At 66.9% G+C, this 18,951-nt stretch carries 20 protein-coding genes; 12 read left to right on the top strand and 8 right to left on the bottom strand.

What is annotated here, in order from left to right; translation table 11 throughout:
* Positions 1 to 253: 253 nt before the first annotated feature.
* Positions 254 to 1,525 carry a pentapeptide repeat-containing protein gene (locus ACW171_RS12270; RefSeq protein WP_492093610.1) on the top strand — a complete coding sequence of 424 codons (1,272 nt, stop codon included), beginning with the start codon at positions 254 to 256 and terminating at the stop codon, positions 1,523 to 1,525.
* Positions 1,522 to 2,778: a pentapeptide repeat-containing protein gene (locus tag ACW171_RS12265; RefSeq protein WP_492093609.1), complete on the top strand. Its 1,257-nt coding sequence runs from the start codon at positions 1,522 to 1,524 to the stop codon at positions 2,776 to 2,778. Before ACW171_RS12270 ends, ACW171_RS12265 begins: the two co-directional genes overlap by 4 nt.
* 60 nt (positions 2,779 to 2,838) lie before the next feature.
* Here ACW171_RS12265 and ACW171_RS12260 read toward each other — a convergent pair whose 3' ends face one another.
* Positions 2,839 to 3,306, bottom strand: a complete 468-nt coding sequence (locus ACW171_RS12260; protein WP_492093607.1) for an Hsp20 family protein — start codon at positions 3,304 to 3,306, stop codon at positions 2,839 to 2,841.
* A gap of 252 nt (positions 3,307 to 3,558) precedes the next feature.
* On the opposite strand from ACW171_RS12260, the gene ACW171_RS12255 reads away from it, so the two are divergent.
* The 3 genes from ACW171_RS12255 (at position 3,559) to ACW171_RS12245 (ending at position 6,424) form a co-directional block, all read left to right on the top strand.
* Positions 3,559 to 4,389, top strand: a complete 831-nt coding sequence (locus ACW171_RS12255; RefSeq protein ID WP_492093605.1) for a class I SAM-dependent methyltransferase — start codon at positions 3,559 to 3,561, stop codon at positions 4,387 to 4,389.
* Positions 4,390 to 4,484: 95 nt separating this feature from the next.
* Positions 4,485 to 5,396, top strand: coding sequence for a class I SAM-dependent methyltransferase (locus ACW171_RS12250; protein ID WP_492093603.1), 912 nt, complete (start codon positions 4,485 to 4,487; stop codon positions 5,394 to 5,396).
* Positions 5,393 to 6,424, top strand: a complete 1,032-nt coding sequence (locus tag ACW171_RS12245; RefSeq protein ID WP_492093601.1) for an alpha/beta fold hydrolase — start codon at positions 5,393 to 5,395, stop codon at positions 6,422 to 6,424. Before ACW171_RS12250 ends, ACW171_RS12245 begins: the two co-directional genes overlap by 4 nt.
* 18 nt (positions 6,425 to 6,442) lie before the next feature.
* On the opposite strand, the gene ACW171_RS12240 is transcribed toward ACW171_RS12245, so the two are convergent.
* From ACW171_RS12240 to ACW171_RS12225, 4 genes are all read right to left on the bottom strand, one after another.
* Complete coding sequence (locus ACW171_RS12240; protein ID WP_492093600.1) at positions 6,443 to 6,994, bottom strand: CC0125/CC1285 family lipoprotein; 552 nt, start codon at positions 6,992 to 6,994, stop codon at positions 6,443 to 6,445.
* An 85-nt stretch (positions 6,995 to 7,079) separates the two neighbouring features.
* Positions 7,080 to 7,718: a LysE family translocator gene (locus ACW171_RS12235; protein ID WP_492093599.1), complete on the bottom strand. Its 639-nt coding sequence runs from the start codon at positions 7,716 to 7,718 to the stop codon at positions 7,080 to 7,082.
* Positions 7,715 to 8,545 carry a S1 family peptidase gene (locus ACW171_RS12230; protein ID WP_492093598.1) on the bottom strand — a complete coding sequence of 277 codons (831 nt, stop codon included), beginning with the start codon at positions 8,543 to 8,545 and terminating at the stop codon, positions 7,715 to 7,717. Before ACW171_RS12230 ends, ACW171_RS12235 begins: the two co-directional genes overlap by 4 nt.
* A gap of 10 nt (positions 8,546 to 8,555) precedes the next feature.
* A complete protein-coding gene (locus ACW171_RS12225) occupies positions 8,556 to 8,984 on the bottom strand; it encodes a DUF350 domain-containing protein (protein ID WP_492096629.1) in 429 nt (142 codons plus the stop codon).
* Between the two features lie 129 nt (positions 8,985 to 9,113).
* Between ACW171_RS12225 and ACW171_RS12220 the strand changes: the two genes are divergently transcribed.
* From ACW171_RS12220 to ACW171_RS12205, 4 genes are all read left to right on the top strand, one after another.
* Positions 9,114 to 9,527, top strand: a complete 414-nt coding sequence (locus tag ACW171_RS12220) for a (deoxy)nucleoside triphosphate pyrophosphohydrolase (protein ID WP_492093596.1) — start codon at positions 9,114 to 9,116, stop codon at positions 9,525 to 9,527.
* A gap of 22 nt (positions 9,528 to 9,549) precedes the next feature.
* Complete coding sequence (locus tag ACW171_RS12215) at positions 9,550 to 9,726, top strand: Flp family type IVb pilin (protein WP_492093595.1); 177 nt, start codon at positions 9,550 to 9,552, stop codon at positions 9,724 to 9,726.
* Between the two features lie 71 nt (positions 9,727 to 9,797).
* Positions 9,798 to 11,975, top strand: a complete 2,178-nt coding sequence (locus ACW171_RS12210) for a protein-disulfide reductase DsbD family protein (RefSeq protein ID WP_492093593.1) — start codon at positions 9,798 to 9,800, stop codon at positions 11,973 to 11,975.
* 22 nt (positions 11,976 to 11,997) lie between these two features.
* Positions 11,998 to 12,657: a redoxin family protein gene (locus ACW171_RS12205; RefSeq protein WP_492093591.1), complete on the top strand. Its 660-nt coding sequence runs from the start codon at positions 11,998 to 12,000 to the stop codon at positions 12,655 to 12,657.
* Positions 12,658 to 12,909: 252 nt separating this feature from the next.
* On the opposite strand, the gene ACW171_RS12200 is transcribed toward ACW171_RS12205, so the two are convergent.
* Entirely contained in the window at positions 12,910 to 13,380 is a 471-nt protein-coding gene (locus ACW171_RS12200) for a hypothetical protein (protein WP_492093590.1), read from the bottom strand.
* Positions 13,381 to 13,464: 84 nt separating this feature from the next.
* Here ACW171_RS12200 and pgi point away from each other — a divergent pair, with 84 nt between their 5' ends.
* A complete protein-coding gene (gene pgi / locus ACW171_RS12195) occupies positions 13,465 to 15,060 on the top strand; it encodes a glucose-6-phosphate isomerase (protein WP_492093588.1) in 1,596 nt (531 codons plus the stop codon).
* 27 nt (positions 15,061 to 15,087) lie between these two features.
* Here pgi and ACW171_RS12190 read toward each other — a convergent pair whose 3' ends face one another.
* Positions 15,088 to 15,651: a hypothetical protein gene (locus tag ACW171_RS12190; RefSeq protein WP_492093587.1), complete on the bottom strand. Its 564-nt coding sequence runs from the start codon at positions 15,649 to 15,651 to the stop codon at positions 15,088 to 15,090.
* Positions 15,652 to 15,915: 264 nt separating this feature from the next.
* On the opposite strand from ACW171_RS12190, the gene groES reads away from it, so the two are divergent.
* Positions 15,916 to 16,203: a co-chaperone GroES gene (gene groES, locus ACW171_RS12185; RefSeq protein WP_298160393.1), complete on the top strand. Its 288-nt coding sequence runs from the start codon at positions 15,916 to 15,918 to the stop codon at positions 16,201 to 16,203.
* A 55-nt stretch (positions 16,204 to 16,258) separates the two neighbouring features.
* Positions 16,259 to 17,911, top strand: a complete 1,653-nt coding sequence (groL, locus tag ACW171_RS12180; protein WP_492093584.1) for a chaperonin GroEL — start codon at positions 16,259 to 16,261, stop codon at positions 17,909 to 17,911.
* 145 nt (positions 17,912 to 18,056) lie between these two features.
* On the opposite strand, the gene ACW171_RS12175 is transcribed toward groL, so the two are convergent.
* Complete coding sequence (locus ACW171_RS12175) at positions 18,057 to 18,941, bottom strand: NaeI family type II restriction endonuclease (protein ID WP_492093582.1); 885 nt, start codon at positions 18,939 to 18,941, stop codon at positions 18,057 to 18,059.
* Positions 18,942 to 18,951: the final 10 nt, after the last annotated feature.

Genomic DNA, 18,951 nt, shown 5'->3' with positions numbered 1-18,951 from the left:
CGGGTCTTTGAAACGTACAGACTAAGCCTGCGCCTGCCGATCCAGCGGGTGGATCACCGCCGATCGCCGTTCTTCAACTGTTTGTTTTTCTTGAAGTCGGCGTAGGACAAAGTCCGCTTTGTCCAAAATGTCATGGTGTTTTTCGGTCCGTTTCGGACAAAACCGCGTCGGGCCCTCAGAAGCCCGGTTCGACGCTGACGAAAAGCGTAGTTTCCGAAAACCTTCCTTAAGCGACCCGGGCCATGATCGCCGGATGTCCGCCGTCCAGGAAGGCGTCACCCGACGCCGCATCAGCCAGCAGGAGCTCGACGCCATCTGCGCGCGTCACGACCGCCTGTGGCAGGCGCGTCCCGGCGGTGCGCGCGCGGTCTTCGCCTGGATGGATTTGTCGGGCCTCAGCCTGAAGGGCCGCAACCTCGCCGACGCCGACTTCGCCGCCTCGGTGATGATCGGTTGCGACCTGACCGGCTGCAAGCTGGACAACGCCTCCTTCTTCGGAGCCGATATGCAGGACGCGATCCTGATCGAAGCCTCGATGCGGCGGGCCGACCTGCGCGGCTCCTGCCTGCGCGGCGCCGACCTGTCGGGGGCCGATCTTTTCGAGGCCGATCTGCGCGAGGGCACGATCGCATCGGCAGACCGCAAGGTCGGCTTCCGCGTCGTCGAAGCCAAGGGTCGCGACATCACCCAGGCCCAGGGTGCCAGCCTGGTCGGTGCCAACCTGCAGCGCTCGCGCCTGTCGGGCATCGCCGCCCAGTCCGCCGACTTCTCCGACGCCATCATGAAGGACTGCAAACTGGTCCGGGCCAATCTGAAACAGGCCAACTTCCGGGGCGCTGACCTGGCCGGCGCCGACATGTCGGGCGCGGACCTCTCGGGCGCGGACCTCCGCGACGCCATCCTGGTGGGCGTCAACGCCACCTCCTGGCGCACGGACGGCGCCAATCTGGACGGCGCCCTGACGGACAAGGGATCCTCGGGCGAGCCGGTGGCGCAACTCCCGGCCGCCAACATGCTGCACGAGCACGCCACCTGGTGCGAGACCGGCGGGGCCGAGGGCCGGCCTTCGGTCTTCGACGACGTCGACCTGCGCGGCCTGGGCTCGATCACGGGCCTGAACCTGACGGCCCTCTCGGCCAAGCGGGCGATCTTCTACGGCCTGGACATGGAGGGGGTGCAGCTTCAGGGGGCGCATCTCGAGGGTGCGGACCTGCGATCCGTCAACCTGCGGGGGGCCGATCTGCGCGGCGCCCGCCTGGTTGGGGCGCGGCTGAACGGAGCGGATCTGCGCGAAGCCCAGCTCGGTCCGCTCATGCTGGGACCCGAACGACTGCTGCCCGCCGACCTGACCGAGGCCGTGCTGCGCGCCGCCGACCTTTCCGGAGCCGATCTCAGGCGCTGCATCCTCATCGGCGCGGACCTGACTCGATCCACCCTGCATGGGGCCCAGACGCGCCATACCGATTTTACGGACGCAGTTCTCGCGGGGGCCAAGGGGCTTCTGCGGGAGGGAGAACCGGCATGACGACGATGGTCAGGCGACGACTTGCCCAAGGCGACTTCGACATGTTCGCCGCCGCCCACGAACGGTTCGTTTCCGGCAAGCCCGGGGGCCGGAAGCTGTCGCTCAAATTCGTCGACCTGACCGGCGTCTCGCTGGCGCATCGGCTCCTGGACGACGCCGACTTCTCCGGTTCGATCCTTGAGAACTGCAACATGACCGGCGCCCGGCTTGAGCGCGCCCTCCTGTTCGGCTGCGACCTGCGCGGCGCCGACCTTAGCCGCGCCTGTCTGAAGCGCGCCGATATCCGCGGCGCCTGCCTTCAGGGGGCAGACCTGTCGGAAGCCGACCTGACCCAGGCCGATTTTCGCGAGGGCGTCATCGCCGTCCCGCACGAGACCAAGGGGCTGGCCTCCGCGCGTCACGAGACACGGCAGGGGCTGGCGGACGGCGCCCGCTTCTCCGGCGCGACCCTGGACGGCTCCCGCTTCGACGGCGTCAGCGCCTGCAAGGCGGACTTCACAGACTGTTCGATGCGCGGCGCAAACCTAACGGGCGCCAATCTCAAGGACGCCGACCTGTCCGGCGCCCTCCTGGAAGGTGCCGACGTCGGAGGGGCCAACCTGGCGGGCGCACGTCTATGCGGCGCCATCCTGACCGGGGTCGTGATGGAGCGGGCCCGTCTGGACAAGACCGACACCACCGGCGCCGTGCGCGCGCCGACAGCCGCCGCCATCGCCCGCGCCGAGGACCTCTATCAGATGGCCCTGGACGCCAACGCCTGGGCCGAAAGCGGGGGCGTCTTCGGGGGACCGGCGGTCTTCGATGGCGAGGACCTGCGCCCGCTCGGAGACAGGTTGAAGGGTCTCAAACTCTCGGCCACCAGCGCCAAGGGCGCGTGTCTGGCGGGCCTGGACCTGCGCGGCGCCCAGCTCCAGGGCGCCAATCTCGAAAAGGCCGATCTGCGGGGCGTCCTGCTCAGCGACGCCGACCTTCGCGGCGCGCGTTTCGGCGAGGCGCTGATGTCCAAGATCGACCTGACCGCCGCGGATATGAGCCCCCTGCCCCTGGGGCCGACACGCAGCGTTCCGTCAAACCTCAGCGGCGCCCGTATGCGCTACGCGGTGCTGACGCGCGCCGATCTGTCGAAGGCGAACCTGTCGGGTGCGGATCTGTCGGGCGCCGACATCAACGGCGCGATCCTGGAAGGCGTGGATCTGGCCGATGCCTGTCTCGAGCGGCTCACCGGCGTGCCCCGCCCGGCCGCTGCGGCCTGAGACGAAAAAGGGCGGCCCAAAGGACCGCCCTCTCCTCACTTCATCGCGGGGTGAAGCGCCTCAGGCGGCTGCGCCTTCGATCAGCGTCGAAGTCGGCGCGCTTGTCGCGATCTCGATCCGACGCGGCTTCAGGGCTTCGGGCAGTTCGCGTTTCAGGCTGATGGACAAGAGGCCGTTGTCGAGCGCGGCACCGGAGACCACGACATAGTCGGCCAACTGGAACCTACGCTCGAAGTCGCGTTCCGCCAGACCCCGATGCAGATAGGTACGCTCTGGTCCGGCATCGTCATTGGCGGTCTTGCGACCGGTGACGGTTAGCTGGTTTTCCTTGGCCTCGATCGTCAGCTCGTCAGGCTTGAAGCCGGCGACTGCGATCTCGATCCGGTACTCATTTTCACCGGTGGTCTCGATATTGTAGGGCGGCCAGCCGTTTTCCTGGCTGGTGCGCGTGGCGCTTTCCAGCTGGCGGGCCAGGCGGTCGAAGCCCACGGCGGACCGATAAAGGGGGGTGAAGTCGATGGTACGCATGTCGATCTCCTGATCATCAGCAAGAATGAGCCGCCCCGCGTTTTTGACCGGAGCGACGGTGGGGATCAGTCCGAACGGTCCCTGATGGGCCCCGTCTGGTCTGCAAGAGCCCGGGATCGGCGCTCTCGGATGAACAGGTGGGATGCCTGCATGCGACGTCAAGGGCCGGGTGATTGCGGGATCGTCACTTGCCCGCACGCGGCCGGTCCTTAAGGTGCGGCCTTCCTCGTCCCCCTGTCTCCGGAGCCGACCATGCGCGCGTCAAAACTCGTCATCGCCACGACCCTCGCCCTGATCTCCGCCGGCGCGGCCGTCGCCCAGACTTTGCCGAGCCTCGGCGAGACACCTGCCCAGCGGGTGGCGCGTCGCGAGGCCATGCCCCCGCCCGTGCTGCAGGAAGACGAGGCGCTGCAGGCCGCCATCGGCTCCGACACCCGCTCGGCCGCAGACGTCGCCCGCGACGCCTATCGACACCCGTTCGAGACCCTGACCTTCTGGGGCCTGACACCGGGTTCGACGATCGTCGAGATCGAGCCCGGTCGCGGAGGCTGGTGGAGCGCCATACTGCAACCTTACGCGACGGCGACCGGCGGGACCTATGTCCCCGTCAACCGCCCGCTCGAAAGCATGGGCGTGGCCGACGGCACGGCCGACATGATCGTGGTGGCCCGCGCCTTCCACAACTGGCACCGCTCGAACCCGCAGCGCACCGGTCCCTATCTGGCGGCCTTCTTCAAGGCCCTGAAGCCGGGCGGCGTCCTTGCCGTGGAACAGCACCGCGCAGTCGAGGGATTGAACGCCGACGTCACCGCGCCGACGGGCTATGTCTCCGAGTCCTACGTGATCCGCGCCGCACAGGCGGCCGGGTTCGTGCTCGACGGCCGCAGCGACCTGAACGACAATCCCAAAGATGATCACGATCATCCGTTCGGCGTCTGGACCCTCCCGCCTGTGCGGACCTCGGCCGCGCGCGAAGGCGTCGCCACCGACCGCGTCACGCCCCTGACCGAGGCCGAACGCGCCGAGTACGATGCGATCGGCGAAAGCGACCGGATGACCTTGCGGTTCCGCAAACCCGCCTGAGGCGTCAAGGCTTTGACGGCATTGGCGAACGTCTCTATCCCAGCGCCATCCGGAGCGGCATCACCGCCCGGAAAACTGCCGACTGGGGAGGGTTGATGCGGGATCAGACGCGGATCGGGCGAGCAAAGCCCTCACGTCGGACCCTTCTGGCCGGCGCGGGCATCGTGCTGATCGCCGGCCTGTCGGCCTGTGGCGACAGGGACGAGAAGACCGCCGATCCCGAGGCACCCGCCGGACCGCCTGAAGGCTCCCTGGAATGGGCCATCCAGGGACCTTGGCGCGCCGCTGACCGGCCGCGCGACATATACCGTCACCCTCTCGAGACGCTTAGGTTCTTCGGGCTTCAACCGGCCATGCATGTGGTCGAGTTCTGGCCCGGAAGCGGCTGGTACACCGAAATTCTGGCCCCCTATCTGAACGAGGGTGACGGCGAGTATTACGGTGCCGGCTTCGCGACGGGACCGGGCGCAGATCCGGCCCAGGCGGCGCTCGTGGCCAATTTCGAGCGTCGTTTCGGCGAGGATCGTCGCCTCTACGGCGAAGTCAAATTCAGTGCGTTCGGGGCCGCTACCGGTCCCGTGGCGCCGGCCGGAACGGTCGACATGGCCCTGTTCATGCGCAACATCCATGCCTGGATGGCGGCAGGGATCGCCGAGAAGGCCTTCGCCGACGCCTATGCGGCGCTGAAGCCCGGCGGTGTCCTCGGCATCGAACAGCATCGACTGGCGCCCGACGAGGATCAGGACCCCGCAGCCGCGAACGGATATGTCCAGGAGGCCTTCGTCAAACAGCTGGCCGCCGAGGCGGGCTTCGTCTTCGTTGCCGCGTCCGAGATCAACGCCAACCCGGAAGACACCAAGGACCACCCGTTCGGCGTCGAAACCCTGCCGCCCCGCCTGATGACGGCGCCGGCGGGCGAAGCGCCCGACCCCACGTTCGACACCGCCAAATATCGCGCCATCGGCGAAAGCGATCGTATGACCTTGAAGTTCAGGAAGCCCGAGTGAACCGCGCCGCCGCCTTCGCCGCCAATGCGCCCCTGATGGGCGTTCCCGGTGCCGCTGCTCCTCCTGGAGGGGTCGGCGAATGGTTCCGTGGCGCAGGCGGCTTACGTCTGCGCGCGGCCTTCTGGATGCCTTCGGCTCTCGTCGCGCCAAAGCCCCGCGGGACGGTCGTCCTGAGCCCCGGCCGCACCGAGCCGATCGAGAAATATTTCGAGGTCATCGGCAACTTCCTGGCGCGCGGCTGGTGCGTCCTGGCCCACGACTGGCGCGGTCAGGGTCTGTCGGCCCGGCTGCTGCCGGACAGGCTCAAGGGTCATGCCCGGGCGGTCGAGGAGTTTCAGGACGACTACGCGCGTCTATTGGACGCCTTCGAGGCGCGCGCGCCCAGGCCCTGGATCATGGTGGGCCATTCGATGGGTGGCGTGCTGAACCTTCTCGCATTGGAGGGGGGCGAGACCCGTTTCGCGGGCGCGATCCTGTCCAGCCCCATGCTGCGCATCAAGACTGGCAAACGGTCGATGTGGTCGGTCAAGCTGGCGGTTCGATGGAACGTGCGTCACGGCAAGGCGGGCGACTTCGTGCTGGACGACGCCGACGACCCCTTCGACCACACCTTCGAGAAGGACGCCCTAACGTCGGACGAGACCCGCTACGAACTCTGGCGTCAGCAGCTCTACGCCTGTCCTCATCTCGCGGTCGGCGGGCCGACGTGGGGCTGGCTGGCCTTTGCGCTCGATGCGGGCGAGCGGGCGCTTAAGCCCAAGGCGCTGAAGTCGGTACAAATCCCCTGTACCATCGTTCAATCGGGTGACGACGACCGGGTATGGAAACAGACCAACCGCTGGGCGGCCAAGCGGCTAGGCCGGGGACGTTATGTCGAGATCGATCGCGCCAAGCATGAGCCGATCATGGAGACCGACGAGCTGCGTGCGGTCTTCCTCAACGAGTTCGATGCCATGGCGGACTATGTCTCGCCCATCAACGATCACGCCCCGCCGGTCGCGGCAGAGGAGAACGATGCGGTGGCCTGAGCCACCGCATCAGCCCCATCACATCGGGCGAGTGACGCTCGCGCCGAGATTGGCGATCACTTCGCGTGCGTCGAACGCATTGGCGTCGCCCGAGGGCTTTGCGCCGCGACCCATGACGATCTCGGTGGTCGCTTCGAAGCGATCGATCTGGCGCACGTCGAAGTCGTCACGTCCCCAGAACGGATCGTTCCAGCCGCTCCATCCGCCACGACCGTAGTAGCGCCACGACGGCCCCCAAAACGGGCTGTAGCGATTGAAGAAGGGATCCCCGACGGTCTGGAACCGGGTGTCGCGATCGGTGGCGCGATTGACGGTCGAGAACCAGTCGTAGCCGTTCTCGGCGGTGAGTTCGGCGGCGCGCAGCAGAAGGCCCATCTCGACCTGATCGCGCGACGTGACCGAGTTGCCCGAGAAGCTGACGCGATAGCGGTCGCTCTCGAGACGTTGTTCAGCGTATCCGCCACGCTGGCCGTTGAACCCGGCGGGGGCGTAGGCGGTGGAGGTGGCGCAGGCCGCAAGGGTCAGGGCCGATGTTGCGACCACCACAATGGATTTAAGTGAAAGGGTCATTGGAGGCTCCGGAACTTTGAGCGGAAAATCCGTCATTTCACCTGAACGGCGCATGAACAGCGACGTTCCACCTGACCACAAGTGACTATAATCGCGAAACAATCAGGACTGCGGCGATCAGAAGCAGGGAGCCGACGAAGACACCGAAGCCGCGCCGGAATCGAGGCTCGCTCATCCGCCGCGCCAGGACGGCGCCAGCCAGACCGTAGGCGCTCATTGTGATGACGTCCATGCCGATCACCGCGAGAGCGAACAGGGCCAGCTGTGGCGCTGCTGGTTTGTCGATGTCTATGAACGGAGGCAGGACGGCGGTGAAGAACAGGATGGCCTTGGGATTGGCGATCTGGACCAGGAAGCCGTCGACGAAAGCGGGCCGCTGTAGTTGGGTCCGACCCTCGGTAGACACTTCCGTAGGCGCCGGTTTGAAGGCGTTGCGGATCGAGGAGACGCCCAACCAGGCGACATAGAGAGCGCCCGCGACGGCGATCAGCTTGAAAGCCTCGGGAAAGGCGGTGACCAAGGCGCCGAGACCGAACGCCGCCGCGCCGAACCAGACGAGGGTGGCGACATTCATCCCCGCCACGGCGATCAGCACGGCCCGCTTGCCACGCTCCATGCCGGTTGCGATCGAGAACAGGTTCGCCGGTCCCGGGGTGACGGCCATGACGGCCATCACTCCGAGGAAGACGAGGTACAGATGCGGATCGACGGGCAGGCCGCTCACGTCGACAGGCACACCACCTGGGCGACGCGGAGGTCGCGACGCAGATCGTCGGCGACCCGGCCGTAGTTGTCGACGGTCACCGGCTCTCCCAAGAGCTGTTCGTCGGGGCGCTGTTCCCCCCGGATGGCCGGGCCCAAGGTATCGGGCGCGGTGGTGTAGAGCCGGCCCCGGCGCGGAGCCTCGGCGATGGTCAGGGCGACCACGCGGCCTCGTCGATCCATGACGGGGGCCCCGGACAGACCCGCAAGCGTGCCATCCAGCCCGGATGTGCGGCCCACCTCGGCCCAGGCCAGGACGGGTTCGTCACGCGCCCCCCGTCCTCGGACCTTCAGTACTTCGCGACCCAGGAGCCGTGAGGTGACTTCGCCCGGATTGCCCTGCGGGAAGCCGGGGTGAAAGGCGCGCATACCGACATGCAGCGGGGCGTCAGTGGCGACCGGCAGGGCAGGCGGGCCGCCCGCAGTGATGAGAAGGGCGATATCGGCCCTGGGCGACAGGCGCACGTCCGCGGCCACGGCCCGACCGCCGCCTACCACCAGGGCCGGCCGGCGACAGCCCTCGACGACATGGCGGGCGGTCAGCCAGCGGCCTCGCCCGGCAATGGAGAAGGCGGTGCCGGCGGCTGGCTGGAACGGCAGGTCCGGGGTTGTCACCGTGACGGACGGATCGAAGGGGGTGATGGGGCCGAGGAGGGCCCCCTCCATCTCGTCGGGCGGCGGGGGAGCGGGCGGCGCGTCGGCGTTTTCGCGATAGGCCAGCGAGCCCATGACGATCACGAAGACGATACTGGAGTAGATCAGCCAGTCCGGCGGATGGGGAAGACGCATCCCGGCGAGCTCAGCCCGTCAGGGCGGCGGCGAGGATCAGGGCGGTCGCCAGCTTGGCTGAGACCAGCAGGACGGCAGCGGAAATCTCGCCCTCCTGGATCCGCTGGGGCAGGCCGGTCAGCAGCAGATCGACGACGCGGAAGGCCAGGAGCTGAAGCACCAGGGTGGCCAGCCCCCAAAGAACGATGTCGGCGACCGAGGTCGAGACCGACATGGAAACCGCCAGAGGAATGGCCAGACCCAGAAGAACCCCGCCAAAGGCGACGCCGGCGGCGGCGTTCCCCTCGCGGATCAGGGCGATCTCCTTCCACGGTGTCAGCAGGGCATAGACCACCGCACCTGCGGCCAGGAGGCCGAAGGTGACCATGAGGTGGACGACAAGAACGGGGAAACCGCTCGCGAAGGCCTGAACCTCGGGGCTCGAAAGAGTATCTGACAGGGACGGCCTCGCTGACGGGACGGAAGCAGAACGACTTGCCCGATTGCCGCCCCAATCCGCAAGGTCGCTGTAGACACACTGGATGACCAATGATTGCAGACGCGTTACGCGAGCGGCTATCAGCGGCTCATGGCCGAACCTGTTCTCCCCACCGTTCTCGTCGTCGCCGTCGCCCTGATCGACGTGGACGGGCGGGTCCTGATCGCCCAGCGGCCCGAGGGCAAGGCGCTAGCTGGCCTATGGGAGTTCCCGGGCGGCAAGGTCGAGCCGGGCGAACGACCGGAACAGGCCCTGATCCGCGAGCTGAACGAGGAACTGGGCATCGACGTCAACGAGGCCTGTCTGGCTCCGTTCGTCTTCGCGAGCCACGCTTACGAATCGTTTCATCTGTTGATGCCATTGTATCTGTGTCGGCGCTGGTCGGGCGTGGTCGTCAAGCGCGAGCACGCCGCCCTAGCCTGGGTGAAGCCGAACATGTTGTCGGACTATCCCATGCCGCCCGCCGACGCTCCCCTGGTCGCCTGGTTGCGCGATCTTCTTTAGGTTTCGCCCGGAGGGCCGCCCGATGACGACCCTGATACGCCGCTTCCTGCGCGACGAACACGGCGCCACCGCCATCGAATACGCCCTGATCTGCGGGCTGATCTTCCTGGTCATCGTCGGTTCGGTGACTCTGATGGCCTCGAACATCACGGCGACCTTCGCCGAGATATCGACGGCCGTCGCCAACGTCGTCGGCTGACTGCGACCGAGGGACGACTGGTCTCGCGCGGCGGGCGAGGTTAAGGCTTGTGGGTTCCGACCGTGAGCCCGATGCCGCGCCTTTTCGCCTTTCTCGCCCTGCTGATCATTTGCGTCAGTCCGGCCGCCGCCCAGGCGCCGGGCGTCAGTCGTGCGCCGGGCTATGTCGCCGCCGGGCCCGAACGCACCGAACGGATCGAGGCCGAACTGGTCCCGATGAGCCAGTGGGTCGCGCCCGGTTCGACCGCCGTCGTCGCGATCCGCCAGCAGATCCAGCCCGGCTGGCACACCTACTGGCGCAATCCGGGAGACTCGGGCGGGGCGACGACGCTCGACTGGACCCTGCCTGCAGGCGTGACGGCCGGAGAGATCGTCTGGCCTGTCCCGGAGCGGCAGCGGCTGCAGGACCTGATGAACTACGGCTACCAGGGCCGGGTCTATCTGCCGGTCCCGATCGACATCCCCGCCGACGCCCGGCCGGGCACGACCCTGTCGCTGGTGGTGAAAGCCCTCTTCCTCGTCTGCAGCGACGAGATGTGCGTCCCCGACGAACTGACCCTGAGGCTCGACCTGCCGGTGCGCGACAACGCCGCCCCGCTCGACCCCGACCACGGCGAGGCGATCCGCCAGGTGGTCGAGACCGCGCCCCGTCCGGCCGGGATCGAGGCCCGGATCAGCCAGGAGAACGGCTCGCTGCGCCTGACCGCGACCGGCGGCCCTCTGGCGGGTCTGGAGCCGCGCCGGGCCTGGTTCTTCCCGTTCGACAGCGGAACCATCGACCACTCAGCGCCTCAGCCCGGCGAGCGGGGTCCCGAAGGCGTGACCCTGACCCTCTCGGGCGGGGGGCGGATCGCGGCCACGGGGCTGACAGGTCCGGTGGGGGGCGTTCTGGCGACCGACGACGGCGCCTGGGAGATCGAGGCGGTTCCCGGTCCCGCCCTGACCGGGGCGGGCGGGCGCGGCGCGCTCGACCTGTCCGAGGGCTCGTCGGGTGGAGTGGGCGTCTCCCTGATCGGCTTTCTCCAGGCGGCGGTCTTCGCGTTTCTGGGCGGGCTGATCCTGAACCTGATGCCCTGCGTCTTCCCGATCCTGGCCATGAAGGCGGCGTCCCTGGCCGGATCGGCGCACGATCCGAAGGAAGCGCGCCGGGATGGCCTGGCCTTCCTCGCCGGGGTTCTGACGACCTTCCTGATCCTGGCCGGCGCGTTGCTGGCTCTGAGGGCCGGCGGCGAGGCGGTCGGCTGGGGCTTCCAGCTACAGTCGCCCGGCATGGTGGCGACCCTGGCCCTGTTGATGCTGGCCGTGGGGCTCAACCTGTCCAACGTCTTCCATGTCGGGGCAGGGCTGCAGGCGGCGGGGTCGGGCCGCCTGTCGCGTCTGCCCGGCGGCGCGGGCGCCTTCTTCACCGGGGTGCTGGCGGTGGTGGTGGCCGCGCCGTGCACGGCGCCCTTCATGGCCTTCGCCCTCGGCGCCGCCCTGGTCATGCCCTGGCCGATGGCGCTGGTCGTCTTCCTGATGCTGGGCCTGGGTCTGGCCCTGCCCTATCTGCTCGTCAGTCTCTCGCCGCGCCTTCTGGGGATGCTTCCTCGCCCCGGTCCGTGGATGGATCGGCTGAAGGGCTTCCTCGCCTTCCCCATGTATGGCGCGGCCCTATGGCTGGTCTGGGTCTTCGCGCGCCAGGCGGGAGAGGATGCCCTGGGCGTCCTCTTCGTCGGCGCCCTCCTGCTGGCACTCGGCCTCTGGCTGGTCGGCGTCAATCAGGCGCGGCGGGCCGAGGGCGGGACCGCCATCGTCAGCGCGGTCGCGGCGACCCTGGCCATCGTCTCCGCCATCGGCCTGACCGGGGCGTCGGTCAGTCTGGCCCGGTCGGAGCCCGACACGGGCGCCGCCGGCTCGGGCGCCCTCGCCTCTCAGCCCTGGTCGGAAGAGGCCGTGCGCGTCGCGCAGGGCCAGGGTCGGCCGGTGCTGGTCAACTTCACAGCCGACTGGTGCGTCACCTGCAAGATCAACGAGCGGACCTCGCTGGGGTCCGCGCGGGTGGCCGAAACCGTCGCTGCGACCAACACCCTCTATCTGGTCGGGGACTGGACGCGACGAGATGACGCGATCACACGCGAGCTGGAGCGGCGCCGTCGGTCCGGCGTTCCGCTATATCTCGTCTATGCGCCGGGTTCGCCCGAACCTCGCGTCCTGCCCCAGCTTCTGACCGAAGGGGTGGTCGTCGAGGCCCTGGAGACCGCCCGCCCCTAATCCGATCGAAGGAGACGCCGCCGTGATCCGCCTGCCCATCCTCGCCGCCGCCGCTTTGACCCTCGCCGCCTGCCAGCAGGCCGAGGCGCCCGCTTCCGCCCCCGCCGTGGAGGCCACGCCCGCCTCGACCACTGCCGAACAGGCCGGGGTCGCCCCCGCCTTCACCCTGAGCGATTCCGAAGGGGTGCAGCGCTCCCTGTCGGATTTCCGGGGCAAGACGGTCGTGATCGAATGGACCAACGAGGGCTGTCCCTACGTCCAGAAGCATTATTCGTCGGGCGCCATGCAGGCCCTGCAACGCGACGCGGTCGCCGACGACGTGGTCTGGCTGACCGTCATCTCCTCGGCGCCGGGCAAGCAGGGTCATGTCGAAGGCGAGGCCGCCCGCGCCTGGAAGACCCGCAACAGCGCCCACTCGACCCATCTGCTGCTCGATCCCGAAGGAACGGTCGGCAAGGCCTATGGGGCGATGACGACGCCCGACATGCGGGTGATCGATGCGGAGGGCCGGATCCTGTTCGCCGGCGGGATCGACGACCGTCCGACCAACAAGGTCGAGGATCTCGACGGGGCCAACAATTTCATCCGGGCGGCTTTGGAGGATGTTGAGGCGAACCGCGCCATCCGCACCGCCTATGCCCAGCCCTACGGTTGTTCGATCAAATATCCGGAAGAGGGCTGACCGCCGGTTCGTCCGAGATGTCCGGACAAAAAAAGCGGACGAAACGGACGAAACGGACGAAAGACCGAAGCCGGTTAAACGAAACAATGGCTTGGCGCATCGACGATTCCGTCATGCCACCGGCTGGGCGCCGTCCTGAAATCCGGTTGTCAAAGACCCGGTGCCTGATGTGGGAAGCGCGCAGCTCACCACAAGGGGTCGGTAGGAATTTTTTCTGGGCTGCTTCCCGGCGGCGCGACGGAAGTGGAATCGTCAGTCTGTCGCCACGCCCGACTGGGCATCGTGCTGGGGTGGTGTGGTGATCACTTCGACATTGTCGTTCAGAAGATAGGACAGTTCCGACAGGGCGGTCGCGCGGGTGGCGGCGTCGGGCGCCGTCTCCACGGCCGTGAGCTTGACGGGGATGTCTTCGGAAATGCCGCGCAGGATGCATTTCAGATCGCCGTCGGTTCCACGCTCCTTGAGGATCAGGTGGGCCTGCATGTCGAGGGCGGCGAGCGCCTCGGCGCGGGTGCGGAAGGCGGCGAAGTCGCCCGGCAGCACACCGTTCCAGCCGTCGACGACGGTCTTGAGCGCGCCAGCGCGGCTGACGATTTCGGCGAACAGGGGCTCGGCGGCGATGGAGATCGGTGCGCCGGCGACGCCGGCCGGCTCGGCGGCGGCCAAGGCCACGTTCGGGTCCGTGAGCAGGAGGGCGGCGGCGATGGCGATGCCACAGGACATGGTAAACGACCTTTTCGCGAAACGGCGATTGAACCGGTCTACGCCCCACCCGTAAACGAGACCTTGCTTAAGGGGATATTTCGCATGACCGACTGGACCGCCTTCGACGCCGCCGCCGCACGAGACGTCGACGCCCGTATCGTCGATCAGTTCGCGGCCGATCCTGACCGTCTGTCGCGCATGAGCGTGGAGGCTGCGGGCCTCTATCTCGATCTCTCGAAGCAGAGCTGGACCCAGGACGGTTTCGAGGCCTGTCTGGATCTCGCCCGGTCCGCCGGGGTCGAGGCGGCCCGTGCGCGTCTGTTCGGCGGGGAGGCGATCAACTCCACCGAGGGCCGTGCCGTCCTTCACCCCGCACTGCGCGCAGCCAAGGGTGCGGACTTCCACGCGCTTGGCGACGCGGTCTCGGCTGAGGTCGACGCCGTTCGCGCCGACATGGCCGCCTACGCGACCGCAGTCCGTTCGGGCGCCGAGACGGGCGCGACGGGCAAGCCGTTCAGGGCCATCGTCCACGTCGGCATCGGCGGATCGGACCTTGGCCCTCGCGTCGTCCGGGACGCCCTGAAGCCGCTCGACCCGCAGATCGACCTGCGTTTCGTCGCCAATATCGACCCGCGGGACATGGCCGAGGCCCTGACCGGCCTCGATCCCGAGACCACCCTGGTGGTCGTCGTGTCCAAGACCTTCACGACGCAGGAAACCCTGGCCAACGCCGAGGCGGCCAGGGCCTGGCTGGCGGCAGGCCTGCCTGAAGCCGGCCGTGACAGGCACTTCATCGGGGTCACGGCCGCGCCGGACAAGGCGAAGGCTTTCGGCTGCGCGCGGACCTTCGCCTTCCGGGACTGGGTCGGCGGCCGCTACTCCCTTTGGTCGGCGGTCAGCCTGTCCTGCGTGATCGCACTCGGTCCCGATGTGTTCGAGGGGCTGCTGGCCGGCGCGGCCGCCATGGATGACCATTTCGTCGCTGCGCCGCTGGAGAAGAACGCGCCCGTCCTGATGGCCCTGGCCCAGGTGTGGAACGTCGACGCCCTGAACCGCCCGGCGCGAACGGTCGCCCCCTACGCCCACGCCCTGCGCCGCCTGCCCTCCTTCCTGCAGCAGCTGGAGATGGAATCTAACGGCAAGCGGGTGCATCGCGACGGCTCGCCCGTGACGCGTCAGACCTGCCCCGTTGTGTTCGGCGAGCCCGGCACCAACGGCCAGCACGCCTTCTTCCAGCAGATCCACCAAGGCCCGCAGGTGGTTCCGGCGGAGTTCGTCATCGTGGCGAAGACGCACGAGGACGTGCCCGAGAGCCCGCTGTGGTCCAATGCCCTGGCCCAGGGTCAGGCCTTGATGCTGGGCAAGACGACCGAGGAGGCGCGCGCCGAACTGCTGGCCTCCGGCACCGATGCGTCCGAGGCCGACCGGCTGGCGAGCCACAAGACCTTCCCCGGCAACCGGCCCTCGACGGCCATCGTCATGGAGCGGCTGACGCCCGAGACCCTGGGTGCCCTGTTGGCACTCTATGAGCACAAGACCTTCGTCGAGGGGGTGATCTGGGACATCAACTCCTTCGACCAGTGGGGGGTGGAGCTGGGCAAGGTCTTGGCCAAGGCGATCCTGAAGGATGTCTCGGCGGGCGGGCCGTCCGAAGGGCTCGATCCCTCGACAGCGTCGCTCCTGACCCGGCTGATGTAGAAACGGGGCCCGAAGGCCCCGCCCCGATCAATAGTTGCGCCAGCGCCGGTCGTCGCGCCGGTCGTCCCGGCGATCTTCCCGCCGGTCCGAACGCCAGTCGCGGCGGTTGTCCCGCTGGTTATCGCGATAATCTCGACGCTGCTCCCAGCGCGGGTCGCGGCTGTTGATGCCGTGCTCGCGCTCCCAGTGGCCCCGGTTGCGCCAGCAGCGTCCGTCACGCCAGTAGTCGCAGTCCGAGCGATAACCGCCGCCGTAGCCGCTGTAGGAATAGGACGGCGCATAGGCGTAGCCGTAGCTGCCTCCGCCGTAAGACCGATAGCCCCGCCGGTCGTCGTCACTCGCCGCCGCAGCGCCCAGAGCTGCCCCGGCCAGGGCGCCGCCCGCGACATAGCGGTCGTTCCCGTCGCCGATCACGGCGCCCGCGATCCCGCCGACGACCGCCCCGACGACAAGGCCGGCGACCACATCGCCGTCATCGTTGCGGTCGTACCGATCGTGGCCGCGTCCGTACTGCTGGGCCGAGGCCGGCAGGGCGACGGCTGTCAGGATCAGGGCGGCGGCCCCGGCGGCGATCACTTGGACCCTCTTCATTGGTCTGCCCCTCCTAGGCGGTCGTCGCAGCCTGTCCCGAACACCGGGCGAACAACGACTGACGAAATCTATTGCTGCGCTTGTGAACCTGAACGGATGAGGGGAAATCCCGTTCATCCGGCGTTCATCCGCACCGCGGCGCTTGACGATGCGAGGCCGCATCCCTACTTGCGCTTCGCGTTAGCACTCGCGTGGCTCGGCTGCCAAAAGCCGACCCCGAGGGGCTACGAGGAAACCTTAGAAGTCTCATCGGAGAATACACAGATGGCGTTTCGTCCTCTCGGCGACCGCGTGCTGGTCAAGCGCGTGGAAGAAGAATCCAAGACCAAGGGCGGGATCATCATCCCCGACACCGCCAAGGAAAAGCCTCAGGAAGGCGAAGTCGTCTCGGTTGGGCCCGGCCTGCGTGACGAGACCGGCAAGGTCAACGCCCTGGAACTGAAGGCCGGCGACCGCATCCTGTTCGGCAAATGGTCGGGCACCGAGGTCAAGCTGGAAGGCGAAGACCTGATCATCATGAAAGAGTCGGACGTCCTGGGCGTGCTTTCTTAAGCACCCGTTCGAACGTCTCTATTCCACCCGTTAAATACAGATAGGAGCTGCCTCAATGGCTGCCAAGATCGTACAGTTCAACACCGATGCGCGCGACAAGATGCTGCGCGGCGTCAACGTCCTCGCCAACGCCGTCAAGGTGACCCTGGGCCCCAAGGGCCGCAATGTCGTGATCCAGAAGTCCTTCGGCGCTCCGCGCTCGACCAAGGACGGCGTCTCGGTCGCCAAAGAGATCGAGCTGGAAGACGCCTTCGAGAACATGGGCGCCCAGATGATCCGCGAAGTCGCGTCGAAGACGAACGACAAGGCGGGTGACGGCACCACCACCGCGACCGTCCTGGCGCAATCGATCGTGCAGGAAGGCCTCAAGGCCGTCGCCGCCGGCATGAACCCGATGGACTTGAAGCGCGGCATCGACAAGGCCGTCACGGCCGTTCTCGCCGACATCAAGGCCTCGGCCAAGAAGGTCGAGAACAACTCCGAGATCGCACAAGTCGGCACCATCTCCGCCAACGGTGATTCCGAAGTTGGTGAGATGATCGCCAAAGCAATGGAGAAGGTCGGTAATGAAGGAGTCATTACCGTCGAAGAAGCGAAAACTGCGGAGACTGAACTCGATGTTGTCGAGGGTATGCAGTTCGATCGCGGTTACTTGAGCCCCTACTTCATCACCAACGCCGACAAGATGGAGGTTCAGCTTGAAGAGCCCCTGATCCTGCTGTTCGAGAAGAAGCTGTCGTCGCTGCAGGCCATGCTGCCGATCCTGGAAGCCGTGGTCCAGTCGGGTCGTCCGCTGCTGATCATCGCCGAGGACATCGAGGGCGAGGCCCTGGCCACGCTCGTCGTCAACAAGCTGCGCGGCGGCCTGCGCGTCGCCGCCGTCAAGGCTCCGGGCTTCGGCGACCGCCGCAAGGCCATGCTGGAGGACATCGCCGTCCTGACCGGCGGCCAGGTCATCTCCGAAGACCTGGGCATCAAGCTCGAGAACGTCACCCTGGACATGCTCGGCAAGGCCAAGAAGGTCACCATCACCAAGGACGACACCACCATCGTGGACGGCGTCGGCGGCAAGGATGAGATCGAGGCCCGCATCGGCCAGATCAAGAAGCAGATCGAGGACACCTCCTCGGACTACGACAAGGAAAAGCTGCAGGAACGTCTGGCCAAGCTGGCCGGCGGCGTCGCGGTCATCCGCGTCGGCGGCTCGACCGAAGTCGAAGTGAAGGAAAAGAAGGACCGCGTCGACGACGCCCTGAACGCCACGCGTGCAGCGGTCGAAGAAGGCATCGTCCCCGGCGGCGGCATCGCCCTGCTGAAGGCGACCAAGGCGCTTGAAGGCCTGACCGGCGACAACGCCGACCAGACCGCCGGCATCGCCATCATCCGTCGCGCCATCCAGGCCCCGATCCGCCAGATCGTGGAAAACGCCGGCGTCGAAGGCTCGATCGTCGTGGGCAAGGTGCTGGAAAACAGCTCCGCCACCTACGGCTTCAACGCCCAGACCGAAGAGTACGGCGACCTGGTCGCCATGGGCGTGATCGACCCGGCCAAGGTGGTCCGCACCGCCCTGACCGACGCCGCCTCGGTGGCCTCGATCCTGATCACCACCGAAGCGGCCGTGGCCGACGCTCCGAAGAAGTCCTCCGGCGGCGGCGCCGGCGGCGGCATGGGCGGCGGCATGGGCGGCATGGGCGACATGGACTTCTAAGCAGAAGGGCGGCGCTCGCGCCGCCCGGACGCCCCGGCGCAGGCCGGGGTCCAGAGCTCAGTCACTGGCTGAAACGAAGAGGGCGGGTCCGGAAACGGGCCCGCCCTTTTGTTTTGTCAGTCGGAAATCTAATTCCGGAGCGGTGCTATTCGCCCTCTGCTGCCGCAGTGTTGAGCAGTTCCAACTCAGCGTCGGTAGCCGGGAGGATCGCTACGAATTCTTCCGATGAGACGACGAAGCCGAGCGTTGCGAGAACCGGAGCGTTGAAGGTACCCGACAGGAGCTTGATGCCTTTCGGCATCAGGATGTCGGGCGCACCTCCATTTTCTCGTAGCCGCTTCATCGGATCTTTCTGGTCGAACAGCAGTGCCAGCAGCACCCGTCTGTCGATTATGCGTCGCAGATTTTCCTCAAAGAATTTTGCGGCTCGTACGGCGCCCCCTTTTATTGAGCGCAATTCGCGGAATCTGGCGATGTCGATGTGCTCCCAGCGATTGGGAGGCCAATCTACGCCGGTGGCAATCCATCGGATGTGTTTGTACGACGACGAAAGAACGCTCTTTTTCCCGTCCCGATTAGGAGCACCCAGATAGGCTTGGCGAGCGACGAGCAAGCCAATCCAAGCCTTACGTGCGGTTTCGTCAGCGGCAACCAACAAGACGGGCTCCTCCTCGCGGAACGTCTCCGGTGGAATCATCCAACTCCATGATTTGCTCACCGTCGTTTTGACATCGACGTCTTGTCCCGCGAGGACCAAGTCTCGTAGACCTTTTGGGGCGTCGAAGAGATCACGAAGGAAATGCTCGACCTTCAAGCCGATGAAGGTTTTTTCCACATTGTCGAGCTCTCGAATTTCAGTTCGTCCCGTACGGACAGGATCGAGCACGAACTCAACCGCTTCGACGATTAGATCGGTAAAGACCTGCTCAGGTCTGTCAACGACACAAGTCCGTATCTCGTTCTCGATGATTTCGAGCCGTTCGAAATCTTCGTGTCCAAGGACAACCGATGATGGCGGCAACTTTCGCATTTGACGAAGT

This window comes from Brevundimonas sp. FV1ye28, from assembly GCF_058681135.1.
Note: the sequence above shows the minus strand (reverse complement) of the source record. Positions and strands in the feature narration are given on the sequence as shown.

Excerpts from the sequence above, each read along its gene's own strand:
- ACW171_RS12270 (WP_492093610.1), top strand. The coding sequence starts at position 254 with ATGTCCGCCGTCCAGGAAGGCGTCACCCGACGCCGCATCAGCCAGCAG.
- ACW171_RS12265 (WP_492093609.1), top strand. The coding sequence starts at position 1,522 with ATGACGACGATGGTCAGGCGACGACTTGCCCAAGGCGACTTCGACATG.
- ACW171_RS12260 (WP_492093607.1), bottom strand. The coding sequence starts at position 3,306 with ATGCGTACCATCGACTTCACCCCCCTTTATCGGTCCGCCGTGGGCTTC.
- ACW171_RS12255 (WP_492093605.1), top strand. The coding sequence starts at position 3,559 with ATGCGCGCGTCAAAACTCGTCATCGCCACGACCCTCGCCCTGATCTCC.
- ACW171_RS12250 (WP_492093603.1), top strand. The coding sequence starts at position 4,485 with ATGCGGGATCAGACGCGGATCGGGCGAGCAAAGCCCTCACGTCGGACC.
- ACW171_RS12240 (WP_492093600.1), bottom strand. The coding sequence starts at position 6,994 with ATGACCCTTTCACTTAAATCCATTGTGGTGGTCGCAACATCGGCCCTG.
- ACW171_RS12230 (WP_492093598.1), bottom strand. The coding sequence starts at position 8,545 with ATGCGTCTTCCCCATCCGCCGGACTGGCTGATCTACTCCAGTATCGTC.
- ACW171_RS12220 (WP_492093596.1), top strand. The coding sequence starts at position 9,114 with ATGGCCGAACCTGTTCTCCCCACCGTTCTCGTCGTCGCCGTCGCCCTG.
- ACW171_RS12215 (WP_492093595.1), top strand. The coding sequence starts at position 9,550 with ATGACGACCCTGATACGCCGCTTCCTGCGCGACGAACACGGCGCCACC.
- ACW171_RS12210 (WP_492093593.1), top strand. The coding sequence starts at position 9,798 with ATGCCGCGCCTTTTCGCCTTTCTCGCCCTGCTGATCATTTGCGTCAGT.
- ACW171_RS12200 (WP_492093590.1), bottom strand. The coding sequence starts at position 13,380 with ATGTCCTGTGGCATCGCCATCGCCGCCGCCCTCCTGCTCACGGACCCG.
- pgi (WP_492093588.1), top strand. The coding sequence starts at position 13,465 with ATGACCGACTGGACCGCCTTCGACGCCGCCGCCGCACGAGACGTCGAC.
- ACW171_RS12190 (WP_492093587.1), bottom strand. The coding sequence starts at position 15,651 with ATGAAGAGGGTCCAAGTGATCGCCGCCGGGGCCGCCGCCCTGATCCTG.
- groES (WP_298160393.1), top strand. The coding sequence starts at position 15,916 with ATGGCGTTTCGTCCTCTCGGCGACCGCGTGCTGGTCAAGCGCGTGGAA.
- groL (WP_492093584.1), top strand. The coding sequence starts at position 16,259 with ATGGCTGCCAAGATCGTACAGTTCAACACCGATGCGCGCGACAAGATG.
- ACW171_RS12175 (WP_492093582.1), bottom strand. The coding sequence starts at position 18,941 with ATGCGAAAGTTGCCGCCATCATCGGTTGTCCTTGGACACGAAGATTTC.